The organism is Pseudomonas sp. B21-051 (assembly GCF_024748795.1).
Lineage (GTDB): Bacteria > Pseudomonadota > Gammaproteobacteria > Pseudomonadales > Pseudomonadaceae > Aquipseudomonas > Aquipseudomonas putida_A.
The window spans coordinates 4438387-4457035 of sequence record NZ_CP087166.1; the positions used below are offsets into that span (position 1 = coordinate 4438387).

The 18649-nt window shown below is 61.5% G+C and carries 13 protein-coding genes and 1 riboswitch; of the genes, 2 read left to right on the top strand and 11 right to left on the bottom strand.

Annotated features, from left to right (window positions below; genetic code table 11):
• Positions 1-104: 104 nt before the first annotated feature.
• Positions 105-1109, bottom strand: coding sequence for a low-specificity L-threonine aldolase (gene ltaE, locus LOY52_RS19935; protein WP_258675713.1), 1005 nt, complete (start codon positions 1107-1109; stop codon positions 105-107).
• Between the two features lie 275 nt (positions 1110-1384).
• A riboswitch (FMN riboswitch) is annotated at positions 1385-1556 on the top strand.
• A 101-nt stretch (positions 1557-1657) separates the two neighbouring features.
• Between ltaE and LOY52_RS19940 the strand changes: the two genes are divergently transcribed.
• A complete protein-coding gene (locus LOY52_RS19940) occupies positions 1658-2167 on the top strand; it encodes a 6,7-dimethyl-8-ribityllumazine synthase (RefSeq protein ID WP_003227266.1) in 510 nt (169 codons plus the stop codon).
• 113 nt (positions 2168-2280) lie between these two features.
• Here the strand turns inward: LOY52_RS19940 and astE are convergent, their stop codons facing one another.
• The 7 genes from astE to LOY52_RS19975 all read right to left on the bottom strand — a co-directional run bounded on the left by astE (position 2281) and on the right by LOY52_RS19975 (position 10123).
• On the bottom strand, positions 2281-3291 hold the full coding sequence (gene astE / locus LOY52_RS19945) for a succinylglutamate desuccinylase (protein WP_258675714.1): 1011 nt from the start codon (positions 3289-3291) through the stop codon (positions 2281-2283).
• A 12-nt stretch (positions 3292-3303) separates the two neighbouring features.
• Entirely contained in the window at positions 3304-3591 is a 288-nt protein-coding gene (locus tag LOY52_RS19950) for a hypothetical protein (RefSeq protein ID WP_007963090.1), read from the bottom strand.
• 57 nt (positions 3592-3648) lie between these two features.
• Complete coding sequence (gene astB, locus LOY52_RS19955; protein WP_258675715.1) at positions 3649-4995, bottom strand: N-succinylarginine dihydrolase; 1347 nt, start codon at positions 4993-4995, stop codon at positions 3649-3651.
• A 142-nt stretch (positions 4996-5137) separates the two neighbouring features.
• Positions 5138-6607, bottom strand: coding sequence for a succinylglutamate-semialdehyde dehydrogenase (astD, locus tag LOY52_RS19960; RefSeq protein WP_258679941.1), 1470 nt, complete (start codon positions 6605-6607; stop codon positions 5138-5140).
• Positions 6604-7629, bottom strand: a complete 1026-nt coding sequence (gene astA / locus LOY52_RS19965; RefSeq protein WP_007963095.1) for an arginine N-succinyltransferase — start codon at positions 7627-7629, stop codon at positions 6604-6606. The genes astD and astA overlap by 4 nt, the downstream gene beginning before the upstream one ends.
• Before the next feature lie 51 nt (positions 7630-7680).
• Positions 7681-8700 carry an arginine/ornithine succinyltransferase subunit alpha gene (gene aruF, locus LOY52_RS19970; RefSeq protein ID WP_025112905.1) on the bottom strand — a complete coding sequence of 340 codons (1020 nt, stop codon included), beginning with the start codon at positions 8698-8700 and terminating at the stop codon, positions 7681-7683.
• Positions 8701-8902: 202 nt separating this feature from the next.
• Complete coding sequence (locus LOY52_RS19975; RefSeq protein WP_097085830.1) at positions 8903-10123, bottom strand: aspartate aminotransferase family protein; 1221 nt, start codon at positions 10121-10123, stop codon at positions 8903-8905.
• A gap of 449 nt (positions 10124-10572) precedes the next feature.
• On the opposite strand from LOY52_RS19975, the gene LOY52_RS19980 reads away from it, so the two are divergent.
• Positions 10573-15480: a dermonecrotic toxin domain-containing protein gene (locus LOY52_RS19980; RefSeq protein ID WP_408980408.1), complete on the top strand. Its 4908-nt coding sequence runs from the start codon at positions 10573-10575 to the stop codon at positions 15478-15480.
• Between the two features lie 26 nt (positions 15481-15506).
• Here LOY52_RS19980 and argR read toward each other — a convergent pair whose 3' ends face one another.
• The 3 genes from argR to LOY52_RS19995 form a co-directional block, all read right to left on the bottom strand.
• Complete coding sequence (gene argR, locus LOY52_RS19985) at positions 15507-16499, bottom strand: transcriptional regulator ArgR (RefSeq protein WP_258675717.1); 993 nt, start codon at positions 16497-16499, stop codon at positions 15507-15509.
• A gap of 245 nt (positions 16500-16744) precedes the next feature.
• Positions 16745-17509, bottom strand: a complete 765-nt coding sequence (locus LOY52_RS19990) for an ABC transporter ATP-binding protein (protein WP_003227281.1) — start codon at positions 17507-17509, stop codon at positions 16745-16747.
• A gap of 27 nt (positions 17510-17536) precedes the next feature.
• Positions 17537-18649: a M14 family metallopeptidase gene (locus LOY52_RS19995; RefSeq protein ID WP_258675718.1), complete on the bottom strand. Its 1113-nt coding sequence runs from the start codon at positions 18647-18649 to the stop codon at positions 17537-17539.

Consider the following 18649-nt stretch of genomic DNA (forward strand, 5'->3'; position numbering starts at 1 on the left):
CGTCAACAGACGAAACGACGGCAAAGGGCCGCATTATATCGGCCCTTCGCGCGGGGTACAGCGTGTTTATACGATAGTAACGGTCAATTGGACGGCTAACGCTGTCACTTGCGCGAAAACTCGACGAATGTCGCGATCACTTGCTCGATTTGCGAGCGATTGACGTCCATGTGCGTGACCATGCGCAAGCGCGCAGCGGCGCTCAACTTGATCCCGCGTTCGGCGGCAAACGCCTTGAGCGCTTCGGCCTGATCGCCCATTTGCACGTAGACCATGTTGGTCTGCACCGGCTCGACGCTGAACCCGGCCTCGCGCAAGCCTTCGGCCAAAAACAGGGCGTTGGCATGGTCATCCGCCAGGCGCTCAACGTGGTGATCCAGCGCATACAGCCCCGCCGCTGCCAGCAACCCGGCCTGACGCATGCCGCCGCCGACCATTTTGCGCAGGCGGCGGGCCTTGCCGATCAGTTGCTCAGTGCCACACAGCACCGAACCAACCGGCGCGCCGAGGCCTTTGGACAGGCACACCGACACCGAATCGAAATGTTGCGTGATCTCGCGGGCATCCACCCCAAGCTTGACTGCCGCGTTGTACAGCCGCGCGCCGTCCAGATGCAGGGCCAGACCGTGCTCCCGCGTGAATTGGCGCGCGCGGGCCAGATACTCCAACGGTAACACTTTGCCCTGCATGGTGTTTTCCAGCGCCAGCAGCCGGGTACGGGCGAAGTGGAAGTCATCCGGCTTGATCGCGGCCGCTACGTGAGCTAGATCCAGCGAACCGTCGGCCTGCACTTCCAGCGGCTGTGGCTGGATCGAACCGAGCACCGCCGCGCCGCCGCCCTCGTACTTATAGGTGTGCGCCTGCTGGCCGACGATGTATTCGTCGCCACGTTCGCAGTGCGCCATCAGGCCCAGCAGATTGCTCATGGTGCCGGTCGGCACGAACAGCGCCGCAGCGAACCCCAGGCGCTTTGCCAGTTCCGCCTCCAGACGATTGACCGTCGGATCTTCGCCGTACACATCGTCACCGGTAGCCGCCGCCGTCATCGCGTCGAGCATGGCAGGAGTCGGTTGGGTGACGGTGTCGCTGCGAAGATCGATAACGCTCATGAACTTGGCCTCTGGTCAGCAGGGGAAATCCCTTTTCGAAGATGAATTACTGCGGTCATGGCGCCGATTAATCAACCCTTGAACGAGAAAAAGCACATTACTTCTTGAAAGGACGCAACCCAATGTGGGAGCGAGCCTGCTCGCGAAAGCGGTCTGTCAGTGACACATCTGCTGACTGACACATTGCTTTCGCGAGCAGGCTCGCTCCCACAGGTTCTGTGCAGGGCCGGAAAATATGTGATAAAAACGCTGCGCCGCCCGACAAAGGGCGGCAAAAACGTTCTCAGGGCGGGGTGCAATTCCCCACCGGCGGTAATTGCGCGCAATGCGCATAGCCCGCGAGCGCTTGGCGACCAACACGGCAAAGGCTGTGATCGGCGACAAGGTCAGCAGACCCGGTGTGATTCCGGGGCCGACGGTCATAGTCCGGATGAAGAGAGAACGGGATTGACGCCAAAGGGCCGCCTGCGCACTGCTGTGCTCGCGCGTACCCTTGAATCCCTTTCGATTCATAACGCCCTGTTTTTCACACAAACAGGAGTCAGAACATGCAACCCACCGCTATTGACAGCAAAACCAAACACCCTCACGGCGAGCGCGTCGCGTTCATCCAGGCCTGCTGGCACAAGGAAATCGTCGATCAGAGCCGTAAGGGCTTCGTCGCCGAAATGCTCGCTCAGGGTTATCAGGAATCGGACATCGACTTCTTCGAAGTCGGCGGCGCCTTTGAAATGCCCCTGCACGCCAAGTTGCTGGCCAAGACCGGTCGCTATGCCGGCATCGTCGCGGCCGCTCTGGTGGTGGACGGCGGCATCTATCGTCACGAATTCGTTGCCCAGTCAGTGGTCAGCGGCCTGATGCAAGTGCAACTGGAAACCGAAGTGCCTGTGTTCTCGGTGTCCCTGACCCCGCACCACTTCCATGCCGGTGAAGAACATCAGAAATTCTTCTTCGAGCATTTCGTGCACAAGGGCCAGGAAGCGGCGCGGACTTGCGCGGATACGCTGCAGAAGGTTCGTGCGCTGCGTCGCACAGAGCCGCGTGCTGTAGCGGTCTGATCCAAATGCAAAACCTGTAGGAGCTGTCGAGTGAAACGAGGCTGCGATCTTTTGATCTTCTAAAAACAAGATCAAAAGATCGCAGCCTTCGGCAGCTCCTACAGGGATTTTTGTCAGGCGAGATTTTCGTCAGTGGCTGGCACGATCAGGATGCCCGCGCGCAAGCCGTTCTTGACCTTGGGATTAGGGAAGATGATCCGCGCGCCCTCCTCCTCAATGACCCAGCGGGTATTGGCCAGATCTTCGGCCAGCACATAGCCCACATCCAATTCAGAAAAGTTCTCGATGTCCGCCGGCAGGTTCAGGCGGAACGCATCGCTGTGCTTGATGATTTCCCGGGCGACGCTAAACAGCTGCAAACCATCCAGTCCCTCCGCGGCCAGGTCCGGCTCATTGCCTTCGATGATCTGCTTCAGACGAGTTTCCAGACGTGAAACATCCACCCCTTCGTTCTGCCCGAACGGCCGTGCCTTGCCCAGCTCCAGGGTGAAAGCCTCGGCGCCGAGCTTGTCGTAGGTGTAGGAACTGAAGACGATCGACGGTTTGTTCTGCAGCAGCACCGCTTCCATCCCGGCGGCACGCAGGCGCGCCAGTTCGCGGCGCGAATGCTGGCGCCCTTCTTTCCACGGGTACAGGGCGAACTGCTCGATCTTCGAACCACGAATGGCGGTGTGCAGGTCGTAGTGCAGACGCTGACGATCCGCCAGGCTGAAGAAGCTCGCCGCCAGCCGTTCCAGCTCGCAGGCGCGGATGGCTTCGGAACCGCTGGTTTGTTCATGACGGCCGTTGAACAGCCGATTGACGTCCTGCTCGACGAAGCGCTCGCCCTTGCGAATCGCTTCCGGGTTGCCGAACAGGAACAGAATGCGTGCACGCGGCTTCAGATCGCCGCGAGCGATGTCATGCAGCAGCCGATCGAGCAACTCGATCGGCGCTGTTTCATTGCCGTGGATGCCTGCCGACAGCAGCAGGTCCAGGCCATTGTCGCGCGCTTCGGGCGGCCGGACTTCCAGCGCACCCTCGCTCAACCAGCGCATGCGCACGCCTTCGACAGTCAGTTGAGTCTTCTCCGCCGGTTCGCGGCCGGCGAGGGTCAGTTCAAGCAGTTTGCCGAGGGCGAGCATAGAGCGGTTTCCTTAGTGATCGTGATTGCAATCCGGGCCGTGCACGTGGTCTTCGTCACCGACTTCAGCCGGTTCCATTTCCAGTTGCAGACTTACCAGATTAGTTGCCAATGGGCGCAGCAGCAGGTTGGCGTACTCTTCGTCACCTTCCTCGACGTCCACGCCGATCAGCAGTTGGCCACGGCCGTCCTGCTGAATCCACAGCTCTTTGCCTTGCCACATGACCGCGACGCGGGTGCAGGAGGTTTGCAGTTGCGTGCCGTCGGTGTCTTCAAGGATCAGCTGCAGGGAATCGCTCATGTTTTTACTCTCTTGGGTAGACAAGCCGCGCGTCGCGTTCAGGCGACGCGCCGGCCATCAATTGATCTGGAATGGATAAACCGCGCCCAGTTTAAGGATTTGCGTCAGTTCATCCAGTGCCGTCCGGCATTCAAGCAGCAACTGCGGGTCCGCCAGATCGGTTTCGCTCAGGCGGTCGCGGTAGTGCTTTTCAACCCATGCGGTCAACGAACCGTACAACGGGGCCGTCATGATAACCCCTGGGTTGACGGCTGCCAGCTCGGTTTCGTTGAGCGCGACGCGCAGTCGCAGGCACGCCGGGCCACCGCCGTTCTGCATGCTCTGCTTGAGGTCGAAGACTTTGACTTCGCGGATCAGCCCGCCGGAGCTGGTCAGACCTTGCAGGTAGTTCCACACGCGCTCGTTGCCACGGCATTCTTCCGGCACGATCAGCAGCATCGAGCCATCAGGACGCGACAGCAACTGGCTGTTGAACAGGTAGGAGCGCACCGCGTCGTCGACGGTGACCGCCGAACGCGGCACGCAGACCGACTGGAACTGGCCGCCGACCTTGGCCAGTTTGCCCTGCAGCTCGGCCAGCATCTGTTCGGTGCCGAGGAACGCGTCCTCGTGATAGAACAGCACCTCGCCGTTACCCACCGCGATCACGTCGTTGTGGAACACGCCCTGGTCGATCACCGCCGGGTTCTGCTGCGCGTAAACCACGCCTTCCTCACGCAGACCGTGCAGACGGGCCACCGCTTGCGAGGCTTCCAGAGTCTGGCGCGCCGGGTACTTCTGAGGCGACGGGTAACGGGTGTCGAACGCGCTGCGCCCGAACACGAAGAACTCGACACCGGCCTCGCCGTACTCACGGCAGAAACGCGTGTGGTTGGCTGCACCTTCGTCACCGAACTGCGCCACCGCCGGCAGCGCGGCGTGGTGGGCGAAGTGTTGCTGATCGGCGAACATCGCACCGAGCACGCGGCTGGTGGTCGGGTGTTCGATGCTGCGGTGGTATTTGCAGTTGAGGTTGGCGGCGGTGAAATGCACGCGACCGTCAGCGGTGTCGGCACTCGGGCTGACGGTGGCGGCGTTGGCCACCCACATGCTTGACGCCGAGCAACTGGCGACCAGCAACGGCATGGCTTCCTTCGCGGCGCGCTCGATCACTTGCGCGTCGGTGCCGCTGAAACCCAGACGGCGCAACGCGGCCACGTCCGGACGCTCCTGCGGCGCCAGCACGCCTTGCTGAAAGCCCATTTCCATCAGCGCTTTCATTTTCGCCAGACCTTGCAGCGCCGCTTCCTTCGGGTTCGAGGATTGCTGGCTGTTGCTCTGGGACGCGACGTTGCCGTAGGACAGACCGCCGTAGTTATGGGTCGGCCCCACTAGACCGTCAAAATTGACTTCATAGGATTTCATCAGCGAGGCTCCACGAGAATCTGTTGTTATAGGCTTCAGTAACTAACTGTTCAGTGCGACCGCGTTGCGGCCTTCGCGAGCAGGCTCGCTCCCACAGGGATCTCATCGCCCTTGTGGGAGCGAGCCTGCTCGCGAATGGGCATCACACCATTTTGATGCCAGGCGTCAGGGCCGACGGCAGCGTCAGGCTCGGCGTTTCCAGCGAGGCCACCGGGTACGCGCAGTAATCCGCCGCGTAGTAGGCGCTGGCGCGGTGGTTGCCCGAAGCACCAACACCGCCGAACGGCGCGCTGCTCGCCGCACCGGTCAGCTGTTTGTTCCAGTTGACGATACCGGCGCGGCTTTCCAGCCAGAACTGCTGATAACGATCTTCGGAATCCGACAGCAAGCCAGCCGCCAAGCCATAAGCGGTGTCGTTGGCCTCAGCGATCGCCGCAGCGAAATCGGCGTAGCGGATCACTTGCAGCAACGGGCCGAACAGTTCTTCGTCCGGGCGCTCGGCCACGGCGGTCACATCAAGAATGCCCGGGGTCAGCAAGGCCGACTGCGCCTGTGGCTGAGTCATCGCCAGCAGCGACACCGCGCCATTGGCCAGCAGGTGTTGCTGGGCATCCATCAGCGCTTTCGCCGCGCCAAGGGAAATCACCGATCCCATGAACGGCGCCGGCTGCTGATCGAACGCACCGACTTCGATGGTCGCGCTGACTTCCACCAGACGCTTTAGCAGGCTGTCGCCCCACGCACCTTGCGGCACCAGCAGACGACGCGCACACGTGCAGCGCTGACCGGCGGAGATGAACGCCGACTGAATGATCGTGTAGACGGCTGCATCCAGGTCAGCCACCTGATCGACCACCAGCGGGTTGTTGCCGCCCATTTCCAGCGCAAGAATCTTGTCCGGACGCCCGGCAAACTGCTGATGCAGATGATTGCCGGTGCGGCTCGAACCGGTGAAGAACAGACCGTCGATGCCCGGGTTCGCCGCCAGCGCGATGCCGGTTTCGCGAGCGCCTTGTAGCAGGTTCAACACGCCGGCCGGCAGACCGGCTTCGATCCAGCACTTGACCGTCAGCTCGGCAGCTTTTGGCGTCAGCTCGCTTGGCTTGAACAGCACGCTGTTACCCGCCAGCAGCGCCGGCACGATGTGCCCGTTCGGCAAGTGGCCTGGGAAGTTGTAAGGGCCGAACACCGCGACCACACCGTGTGGCTTGTGGCGCAGCACGGCGGTGGCGTCGCCCAGCGGGCCGCTCTTCTCGCCGGTACGTTCGCGGTAGCTTTGCACCGAGATCGCGATCTTGTTGACCATGCTGGTGACTTCGGTCGCGGCTTCCCACAGTGGCTTGCCGGTTTCCTCACCGATGGTGCGGGCCAGTTCGTCGCTGTGGTTTTTCAGTGCCGCAGCGAAAGCTTCGAGCACGCTGATACGCTCGTCCAGCGAGCGCTGCGCCCAGCCCGGGAAAGCCTGACGCGCCGCTTGCACGGCCGACTCGACCTGAGCGGCAGTGGCGCCCTCCCCCGACCACAGCACTTGCTGGGTCACCGGGTTCAGCGACTGAAAGGCTTCGCCTTGACCGGCCAGCCATTCACCTGCGATGTATAGCGAATTCATTATTTCGACTCCCGAGCAGCAGACAACGCCACGGCGCGCACTTGATCGCCGGCGTTGAGTTGAAGACGTTTGGCGGTCAGCGGATCGACCACCAGCGTGCCCGCAGCCAGACGGGCCGGCGCAGCAGTGATGCGGCAATCTTCGCGCTTGCGGTTGTGGATGATGAACGGCGTGGCGTCATCGCCCGGTGTACCGATCGCCAGCACCAGCGCTTCGCTGTCGCGGACTGCGCGGATCTTGCTGGTTTCGCACTCGATGGCCGGGCCGGCGTCGAAGATGTCGACGTAGCCCTGATAGCTGAAACCTTCGCTCTTGAGCATCGCCAGCGCCGGTTCAGTGTCGGGGTGCACCTGACCGATGACGTTGCGCGCATCCGGCGACAGGAAGCAGGTGTACAGCGGGAATTTCGGCATCAGTTCGGCAATGAACGCCTTGTTGCCAACACCGGTCAGGTAGTCGGCCTGGCTGAATTCCATCTTGAAGAAGTGCCGACCCAGACTCTCCCAGAACGGCGAACGACCGGCTTCATCGGAGACGCCGCGCATCTCGGCGATGATCTTGTTGCCGAACAGTTCCGGGAACTCGGCGATGAACAGCATGCGCGCCTTGGACAGCATGCGGCCGTTCAGACCGCTGCGGTAATCGGCGTGCAGGAACAGCGAGCACAGCTCGGAGTTGCCGGTCAGGTCGTTGGCGAGGAACAACGTCGGAATCTCGCGATAGATGTTCAGCTCTTGCGAGGCGCTGACGGTCAGACCGACGCGGAAGTTGTACCACGGCTCGCGCATGCCCACGGCACCGGCAATGGCGGAAATCCCCACCACGCGACCGTTGTCGTCTTCGAGCACGAACAGGTAGTCCGCATCGCCACGGCCGGCTTCGCCGCGAAAGGTCTTCTCGGCCCAGCCAACCCGATGGGTCAGGCGTTCTTCGTTGGCCGGCAACGTGGTCAGGCCGGTGCCGGTGCTGCGGGCCAGGTCGATCAGCGCGGATAAATCGCTGCTGCGTACGGGACGAACAATCATGCTATCTCCTCAAACGGGCCGCCTTCGCCACCCGTGAAACTCGCTAAGGCGTTAAACCGCCACCAGGCGCACGCTGGCACCTTCACCGACGCCCAGGGCTTCGGCTGCTTCCAGATCCAGGGTCACCGGTTTGCCCGGCGCGTAATCCAGTTCCAGCAGCACCGCGCGGTAATCCTGCAACTGCGCGTTGGCCACCAGATACTGGCGCCCGGCACCTTTGACCGGCTCGCCGATCTTCACCGGCACTACGCGGCTCTGGGCGATCGAACGGATCCCCGAAACACGCGCATGCAGGGTCGGGCCACCGTCGAAAATGTCGATGTAGTGATCGGTCTCGAAGCCTTCGCGCATCAGGATGTCGAAGGTGATCTGCGCACGCGGGTGCACCTGGCCCATCGCCTCTTGAGCGGAATCCGGCAGCAATGGCACGTAGATCGGGTAATGCGGCATCAGTTCGGCGAGGAACGTGCGACTCTTCAGGCCACACAGGCGCTCGGCCTCGGCGTAGTTGAGGTCGAAGAAGTTGCGACCGATTGCGTCCCAGAATGGCGAGTCGCCGTTCTCGTCGCTGTAACCGACGATCTCGGTCACCACCGAATCAGCGAAACGCTCCGGGTGGCTGGCGACGAACAGCAGGCGACCACGGGAGTTGAGCTCGGCCCACGGCGACCCCACCAGCTCGCGCTGCACGTAGAAACTGGTCAGCAAGCTGTTGCCGGTCAGGTCGTGGCACTGCGAAAGCACGTGGATCTTGTTGTGGATCTTCAGCTCGCGGGAGGCGTGGACGAAGGTCTCGTTACGGAAGCTGTAGAACGGCTCGGAGTAACCGGCCGAGGCAACGATCGCCGAGCAGCCGACCAGTTTGCCGGTGGCGGTGTCTTCGAGGACGAAGAAGTAGCTCTCTTCACCGTTGAAGCTCACTTCGGCAGCGAACGAGGCTTCGCTTGCAGCGATCTTGTCGCTCAGACGTTCCACGTCATCCGGCAAGGAAGTGACACCAATCGGACTGTCCGCAGCCAGACGCTGTACCTCGCCCAGATCAGCCATTTGCGCAGGGCGCATCACCAGCATGGTGTCACTCCTTTCTCTTATAAAAATCACAGAAAAAACACCGGACATTGTGGGAGCGAGCCTGCTCGCGAAAGCGATCTATCTGTCAGCAAAAATGTTGACTGACACGCCGTCTTCGCGAGCAGGCTCGCTCCCATAATGGAACTCGCCCGGTATCAAAATTGGGTTCGACGCCCGAGAAGCTCAGGCGTCGAAGGTTCTATCAGGCTTGCGTCAGTGCTGCTGCAGCGCGTTCGAAGCGGTCCAGACCGGCGTCGATGTCGGCGTCTTCCACCACCAGGCTCGGGGCGAAACGGATCACGTCCGGGCCGGCCTGCAGAATCATGAGGCCTTCTTTTTCAGCGGCGTTGAAGATGTCCTTGGCCTTGCCTTTCCAGGCATCGCTCAGCACACAACCGATCAACAGACCGAGGCCACGCACCTGAGTGAACAGGCCGTACTTCTCGCCGATCTGCTGCAGACGGGTCTTGAATTTGTCGTGCTTGGCGTTGACGCCGCTCAGCACCTCAGGGGTGTTGATCACGTCGATCACCGCTTCGGCGACGGCGCACGCCAGCGGGTTGCCGCCGTAAGTAGTGCCGTGGGTACCGACGACCAGATGTTTGGCCAGCGCTTCAGTGGTCAGCATCGCGGCGATCGGGAAACCACCGCCCAGGCTCTTGGCGCTGGTCAGGATGTCCGGGGTCACGCCGTAATGCTGATAGGCGAACAGGTGGCCGGTACGGCCCATGCCGGTCTGCACTTCGTCGAACACCAGCAGCGCGTTGTGCGCGTCGCACAGTTCACGGGCACCTTGCAGGTAAGCCAGTTCGGCCGGCAGTACGCCGCCCTCGCCCTGGATCGGTTCGAGCACGACCGCACAGGTCTTGTCGGAAACCGCCGCTTTCAACGCGGCCAGATCGTTGTAAGGAACGTGAGTGATGCCGGTGATTTTCGGACCGAAACCGTCGGAGTACTTCGACTGGCCACCGACGTTGACGGTGAACAGGGTACGACCGTGGAAGCTGTTGAGCGCGGCGATGATCTCGTACTTCTCGCTGCCAAAACGGTCGAACGCCACGCGACGGGCCAGCTTGAACGCGGCCTCGTTGGCTTCAGCGCCGGAGTTGCAGAAGAACACGCGCTCGGCGAACGTGGCATCGATCAGCTTGTGCGCCAGGCGCAGGGCCGGCTCGTTGGTGAACACGTTGGACACGTGCCACAGCTTGTTCGCTTGCTCGGTCAAGGCACCGACCAGCGCCGGATGCGCGTGGCCCAATACGTTTACGGCAATCCCGCCGGCGAAGTCGATCAGCTCGCGACCGCTCTGGTCCCAGACGCGGGAACCGGCGCCACGCACCGGAATGAAAGCGGCAGGCGCGTAGTTGGGAACCATTACCTGGTCGAAATCGGCGCGTTGTACCGCAGCGTGCTCAACGGACATCGGAGTCTCCTGAAGAGGAACACCCGCCTGAAACTGGCGAGCGATGGGGGGATTGTAAGGACAGTTTTCAGCCCGGCCTTGCCGCCAAGCGACAACTTCTTATAGCGCAAACCCCGGATTTTCCCGGGTTTACGGCAATGCGACATATAGCGTCGCAAAGGCGCAGTTTAAACTGCACGCCGCCATTTGCGCAGACGTACCGGAGATCTTAATCAAGAGAGTTTTGTGGTGTGCGGTATATATGTACCGCACATCGAATCAATGGCCGGTGTTTGCTAGGGACCTTTCTCCAGGCAAACGGCCTCACCCCCATGATTCAAGAAACCACACCCGCCCTCGCGACACTGCCCGACCCACTGCTGCTACCCAGGCAGGACGCACACTATCAACCGCTGCTCCAGTCCATCCCGACATGGCTGAGCCAGGCTTCGGCACACAAGCGCGCGGCCTTGAAACGAGCCAGTCCGCTACTGCCCGCCAACCTCAAACAGGCATCACGCAACGAGCATGCAAAACTGCGCGCGCTGCATGCCGCGCACTGGACCGCACACAACCGCGTCGAACGAAGCCTTGCCCGGCTGCAGGATGCCAAAGCGTTCGCCGAACCGTTGCTGCGCGCCGAACTGGCAAAGCGCTTTGGCTTGAATCTGGATGTCCGGCAGACCTTCCTGCGCCTGTACCTGCCCGACCATGTTCCGTGGCTGCGCATCAAATCCGGCGCCGCGCGCACCTGGACCGTCTCGTTGCTGGACGCCGCGCTGCACAATTTTGAAAACAGCGAGACCGCCGCTGACGCCTTTGAATCAGCCTCGGGCTATGTCAGCCAGCCCTCCCCCGAAGGACAGTTCAACGTGCTGCCGAACATCCTCAAGGCGATGCCGATCCCTGCCTTCACCCGCCTGTGTCGCGAACTGGATATCGGCCGCCGCTACAACACTTATCTGCAAGACAACCTGGGCGTCAGCAATCCGCTGGTCGCAGCCGTGCTGCAACCGCAGGTTTGCACGAGTGACAAAGCCGCACTGGTCGCCGCCCTGCAAATGGCCTACATGCAAAAGCTGCTGGGGGTCGATGTCCATCGCCTGATTCTCGGGCTGCTCGATGGTTTGCAGCATTTGCGCCTCAATCGTCAGGTGTGGCATTGCCATGCGCTGACGATGATGAAAGTCAGCCTGACCGGCATCGTACTGTTCGCGCCGAATCTTGAAGCTGCAAACGCAGCAGCGCGAGTCGTGGTTTACATTCCCGATGATCCGCAACACCCGGTCAAGGAATACGCCAGTTCCGCTGCCTTCGCTGAGGAGCTGGCGCGACGCTTGCGCGATCCGGACTATCAGGTCTTCTTCAGCCGTTTCATCGACCATGCCGAGCGCGGCGCTTTCTTCGGTCAGTTGCGGGCCTTGCTCAGCCCCGTCACCTGGCAACCCGTGCCGACCGGCGATCCACGCCCCACCTGGCGCGAGCATCCGGCCGCGCGACCTTTTCTGCAGATCGTCGCGACCCCGATACGTGGTGATCTATGGGTGTTTCTCTACCAGCGCAAGCTCGACAAGATGCTCAACGATGCCCGCGTCATCGCCGTCTCGACGGCCATGGTCGATCGCAAGGCGCGCTGGGCACTCTGGGATTCCTTCACGGATATCGCACAGTCGCTGCTCAACCTCGTCGCGTTTGTCGCCTTGCCATTCGTGCCATTTCTTGGCGAGCTGATGCTTGCCTACACCGCCTACCAACTGCTCGACGAGACGTTCGAAAGCATCGTCGACTGGGCCGAAGGACAACCCCGCGAAGCGTTCGCGCACTTGATCGGTGTAGTGGAGTCCATGGTGCAGGTCGGTACTTTCGCCGCTGGCGGCGCGATCGCCGTCAGCGAGTTTCGCGCGCTGTTGCCTGCCGATGTCGTGCAATTCATCGACCGCTTCATTCCGGTGAAGACGGCTAATGGCAAGACCCGCTACTGGAAACCCGACCTGCGCCCTTACGAGTGGCCCGGCACGCTGCCCAAAGACGCCAGAACCGATGCACTGGGCCTGCAAGTCCACCAGGGCAAGAGCCTGCTGGCCCTCGAAGACAAGTTGTATGCCGTCAGCCTCGCTCCCGAAACGGGCGCCTATCACATCGACCATCCGACGCGTCCCGAGGCTTACAAACCCGCACTCAGGCACAACACCGCAGGCGCCTGGCAAACCGAAATTGACCAGCCACTGGGTTGGGATCGCGCCACCGTGCTGAGCCGCAGCAGTGCGCAGATGCAGCGCCTTCCCGCCGCTCTGCGGGAGCGCCTGCTGAACATCAGTGGCTGCGAGGAAAATAGCCTGCGCCAGATGCACGTCGAGCGCGATCAGTTGCCACCCTTACTGAGCGATACGCTGCAGCGCTGGCAGATCGATCAGGACATTCAATTGTTCATCGAACAGATCGGCAGCCCGCATGCCGAGGATTACCTCAAGGCCGACCCTGCCACACAACTGCAACTGCTGTTCGACACCGGCGAGTGGCCTGCAGAGCGGGGCCTGCAACTGATCGATCGCCAAGGCAGAACCCTGTGGCGCAGCCCTGTCGTCGATGTGCCCTTCGTACAAATCGAGGGCTCACGACTGGACGATGGCGACCTGCTCAAGACCTGTCTGCAACGCCTGACAGAATCGCAAAGAAGGCGGCTATTGAGCGAAGCATCACATACGCCCGCTCCTTCGGCCGAGACCCGCGCAACTAGCCTGCGGCGCACCGTCGCCGAGCTGGCACAGCGCAAACGCCAAAGCCTGTTCGAGGATCGATATCGTCAATTGCAGCGCGGCGCCAGCCCGCCGGTACAGGTACTGATGGATGCCGAACCCGGCCTGCCGAAGGCGTTGGCGCAATCGGTACTGGAAACGGCAAGTGATGCCGAATACCTGCAATTACAGCGCGGAACACTCTCCGCAAGACTGGCCGCACTGACCCAGGAGATGGGCCTGCAAGTGCGCGCAACCCGCGCCCTCGAAGGACTGGAGCTGCAAGCGACAGTCAATAATCTGGATACCGATCGGCTGGCCCTCCATTCCTTGCCTCGGTTGCCGGGCTGGTCGCAGACCATACGACTGGAGCTCAGGCACTACAGCCATAGCGGGCAACTGATCAACAGCCTCGGCGCGCAGGACGCCCTCACTCGTAAAGTACTGGTACTGACCGAACAGGGTGACTATCAGCCGTTCGACGCCACCGGTGAGGCGCTCAGCGCGCCGGGGTCACTGTATTCAAGCCTGCTGCATGCCCTGCCCGACGCAGAACGTTCGGCGCTGAACATCCACATCACGCAAGACCTGCAGCTCAAGCAGTTGATTCGTGACCACGCGCTCGACCGTCAAGCGTTGCTGGAGCTATTGTCGCAAAACCCGATTCGCAAACCCGCTTACGACCCCACCGTGATGCGCCTGCGTGGCGGAACCAGTGGCTATCGACGCATGCCTACCAATACGCCGACGCTGCACGCCCATGCCCACTGGCTGCTGCCGCACTTGCTGCCTGAAGAGCTCAACGCGTTCGTCGAGCGCCTGCAACGCCATCCGAACGGCCCGCGAGCGGAGCTGAGCCGCCTGATCGCTGAACGCAACCGCCTCGACGCGGTGCTGAATCCGTGGGCTGAGAGTATTCCGCTCGCTCATCCGGAGACCGGCGCCAGCCTTACCACCGAGCAATATGCGATCCAGCGTCATCGCCGACGGCAGATGCGCGTCGACATCCTGGACTGCTGGAAGCAGCAGGTTTCCTTGCCGGAGAACACCGAGCAGACCATCGACCTGCGCCTGTCACAGCCAATCACGGGAGAGCTGCCAGCGCTGGAGGTAAACTTCAGTCACGTGGACTACCTGACCATCGAGGGGGTCGGCAGCACTCAGGGTATACACGGCTTTCTGAACTGCTTCTCCGGCTTGCGTCGTCTGGCGCTGCGCAATTTCCAGTTGGGCAGCCTGCCGGAGTCGATCAGCCAGTCGCCACAACTGCGCGAGCTGATTCTCAGCGACTGCGGCATCACCCTGACAGCCGAGAGCCACACCACACTGGCGGCCTTGACTCACCTGAGAACCCTGGACCTGTTCAGGAACCCGCTCGGGCTCACCCCCAATGTCGAAAAAATGCCCCGACTCAATTACATCGATGTATCGGAGACCGGCATTTCCGAACTGCCACCCGGCCTGCTCACGCGTCCGCTCTTGCGCACTGCGCTGCTCAACGACAACCAGATCCGGTCGTTGCCTCCCGCCCTCTTCGAGCTGCCCAGCGACGTTCCGGAAGGCTTCGATCTGAGCGGCAATCCGATTGCCAGCGCAGACCGGGAGCGCGTCAAACGCCACTTCAACGACACACGACAGGACTTCGGCGTAATGGCGGAACAGACTGATCTGTTGCGCGTACAGGCGCTGTACACGCACATGGATCTGGAACAGGCCAGTGAGTTTTTCTATCTGCTACCCGGCACCCTGGCCGAGGGTCGAATCGAACTTGCACGACTTGAGAGTGAATACAGCGACTTGAGTAGCAACCTCGCCAACTGGACGACCGACCACCCTGCCCTGCACCCGATCAGTGGCGAGCCCTTCACGATCGAGCAGGTGTTGAACGAGCGTGCAGCACGTCAGGAATTCAAATCCCTCATTGAGCAGTGCTGGCGACGGGAAACCGAGCAGGACGAACCGGATCAGAACCTGCAGCCACTGCATGACTTGAACCTGGCGACGATCATCAGCGGCGACTTGCCCGTACTCAATGCCGATTTCAGCCATGTCACGCATCTGTACCTCAGAAGCCTGCCGGGCCAGACGTTCGGGGTGGACAGGTTTGTCGAGACGTTCGCCAGTCTCAGAGGACTGACGATCTACCAATATCGACTGGAACACATTCCGCCGGCCGTGTTTCGCATGACTGAGCTGACCTATTTGTCGCTCTCACATTGCGAGCTGACGCTCACGCCGCAAAACGCCCTTGAGCTTGCGCAAATGGAGCGCATGGATCACCTGGACCTGAGTGATAACCCGTTGGGCGAGACCCCGGATGTCAGCCAGATGACCAATCTGTCGACGCTAATGCTGGACAACAGCGGCATCTCCAGCCTGCCGCCGGGCTTGCTGCAACTCGAACACCTGGAAATCGCCGACCTGAGCGACAACGCAATCACCCAGGTTCCCAGCGATATTCTGGAGTTGCCAGAAGAACGTGCGGACAAATTCAGCCTGCGGGGCAATCCGCTCTCTGAGCTCAGCCTGCAACGGCTGATCGCCTACTTCAGAAAGCACCGCATCGATTTTGGCGTGGAGGACGTCATCGAACGGGCGGAAATGGAGGTGTCCACGTCCGAAGATTCAGGGGTCGATGAGTGACGTTCAGCGGAGTCTGCCGGGGTGCGTCAACCGCGCTCCGGCGGCACCGACGACAGCTCGAACGGACTGCTGCTGCGCCGCTGGTTGCGATCTTCGCGCGGCGTGGCGCCGAAGAAGTTGCGGTAGGCGCTGGAGAAATGCGGCCCCGAGGAGAAACCACAGGACAGGCCGATCTGGATGATCGACTTACTGGTTTGCATCAACATCTGCCGGGCCTTGTTCAGGCGCAGTTCCAGGTAGTACTGGCTCGGCACGCGGTTGAGGTATTGCTTGAAGATCCGCTCCAGTTGCCGACGGGACACGCACACGTGCTGGGCGATTTCGTCGGTGGTCAACGGCTCTTCGATGTTCGCTTCCATCAGCAACACCGCCTGGGTGAGCTTCGGATGGCTGGAGCCGAGGCGGTTCTGCAGCGGAATGCGCTGGCGTTCGCCACCCTCGCGAATGCGCTCGACCACCAGCTCTTCGGACACCGCCCCGGCCAGTTCAGCCCCATGATCACGGGCCAGCACCGCCAGCAACAGGTCGAGTACCGACAGGCCGCCACACGCGGTCAAGCGATCACGATCCCAGTCGAACAGGTGACTGGTGGCGATGACTTTCGGGAAACGCTCGGCGAAATCGTCCTGCCAGCGCCAGTGCACGGCCGCGCGATAACCGTCGAGCAAACCGAGCTGCGCCAACGGATAGACACCGGCCGACAGACCACCGATCACGCAACCGGCACGCACCAGTTGCTTGAGCGCGCTGCTGAGGGCCGGGGCCAGGGTGGTCGGTGGCTCGTCGGCGAGCAGGAACAGTTTCTGGAAGTTTTCCAGCTTGCCGGTCCAAGCCTCGCCCGGCAGTTGCCACGCCCCCTCGGCCGCAACGTCTGTCACGGTTTCGGCCTGGAGGAACGACAGTTCGTAAACCACCTCCGGATGCACCCGCTGCGCAACACGCAAGGCCTCCTCCGCCAGCGCCAGCGTCAGAGCTTTAGTGCTGGGCCAAATCAGGAAACCAATTCGATGGGCAGTCATGGGCGGGCAATCCGAAACGAAGAACGGTGATGAAGGCATGGGCCAATGCTAGCCCGTAAATGAACGCAAATCTCGAAACCTGCGAAGCTCCCACTGTAGGAGCTGTCGAGTGAAACGAGGCTGCGATCTTTTGATCTTGTTGTGAAGATCAAAAGATCGCAGCCTTCGGCAGCTCCTACAGGGGATTGGAGCCAGCCTTCAGGCTGCGAAGCATGCACTATTTGGGTGCATATCGGCAGCTCTGATTACTTCAAGCTGCCCGAGAGGAATTGCTGCAAGCGCTCGGATTGCGGATTGACCAGCACCTCGCGCGGGTTGCCGCTCTCTTCAACGACACCTTTGTGCAGGAACACCAACTGGTTCGACACTTCACGGGCAAAGCCCATTTCGTGCGTAACCACCACCATGGTGCGGCCTTCCTGAGCGAGGGCCTGCATGACTTTCAGCACGTCGCCGACCAGTTCCGGGTCGAGGGCCGAAGTCGGTTCGTCGAACAGCATCACTTCCGGCTCCATCGCCAGCGCACGGGCAATCGCCACACGCTGCTGCTCGCCACCGGACATGTGCCCCGGGAACGCGTCTTTACGATGGGCCACGCCAACCTTGTTCAGGTAGTGCTCGGCTTTCTCGCGGGCTTCAGCCTTGGACACGCCGAGTACGTGGACCGGCGCTTCCATGATGTTTTCCAGAGCAGTCATGTGCGACCACAGGTTGAAATGCTGGAACACCATCGACAGGCGCGAACGCATGCGTTGCAGCTGTTTCGGATCAGCGGCTTTCAGCGCGCCATCCTTGTTCGCTACCAGTTTCAGCTCTTCGTTGTTGAGCAAGATCTTGCCCGCGTGCGGCTGCTCGAGCAGGTTGATGCAACGCAGGAAAGTACTTTTGCCGGAGCCACTGGAGCCGATGATGCTGATCACATCGCCGGCTGCCGCTTTCAGGGACACGCCCTTGAGCACTTCGTGACTGCCATAGCGTTTATGCAGGTCTTGGACTTCAAGTTTGTACATGCGGTCGGTTCTCACAAAAACAGTCAGTCAGTCGTTGAGCAAGCGCCCGTGACGCAGCGCTTCGCGCCCCGCCACCTTGGCCAGCCAGAAACCGGGTTGGGCATAGCGCAGCCGTTCAATGGCAAACAGCACCCCGGACGTACCAGCACACACCGTGCTGACCCGATCGGACACAGGGTCGATCACTTCGAAAATCTCATCTCCGACGTCAACCCACTCGCCGGGTTTACGCAGAAAACTCACCACACCGGGGTGCGGTGCTAACAGTAATTCAGTGCCTTCGAACGGCATGCCTTCGCACGCTTCGTTGGCCGGTTTCGGCCACTCGCCCGTGATCAGGCCCTGCTCGGCAAGAAACGCCAGAATGCCTTCAGCCCAGGCCACCGCATCAGCGCGGTCGGTATTGGCCTGACCGCCGAGCTCGACGGTAGTCGCCAGGCACGCCAGCGGAATCTGCGCGTCCGGGAACTGCCGCGACAGACGCAGCCACGGCAACGAGCACGCTTCATCGAAGGAGCTGCCGCCGGAATCTTCCGCCAGCAAACCGACCTTCACATTCAGGTGCGCGGCCAGCGAACGCCACTGCGGCCAGTGCTGCGGCAGTGCATACATGTGCAGCGCGGCTTCAGCGTCGCAGTGCAGATCGAGCACCACATCGGCGGTGCAGGCGTGGCTGAGCAGTACGCGCTGCATGCCTTGCAACTGGCTGCTCGCCTCGGGCAATGCCGCCAGATGATCAGCCATGGCCTGACGGATCAGGCGAATGTTGGCGTGCGGATCGTCACCAAGGCTGTCAGCCAGTGCCGCCGCAACCGGCGCGCTCAGCTCGACGAAATCGCGGTTGAAATTCTTGCCGCTGCCCGCCTCGAAACGCCCCTGATGATTGCCTTGCAGCAACTGGCCGAGGCCCAGCGGGTTGGCGACCGGCACCAGCTCGATCACGCCGTTGAGCAGACCTTGGGCTTCGAGTTCGCCGAGGCGCTTTTTCAGCTCCCAGGCGGTGCGCATGCCCGGCAGTTCGTCGGCGTGCAGGCTGGCCTGAATGTAAGCCTTGCGCTCGCCGCTCCCAAACCGGAACACCGAAATCTTGCGCTCGCTGCCCAGATGGCTCCACGGCAATACGTGGTCGATGCGTTCCAT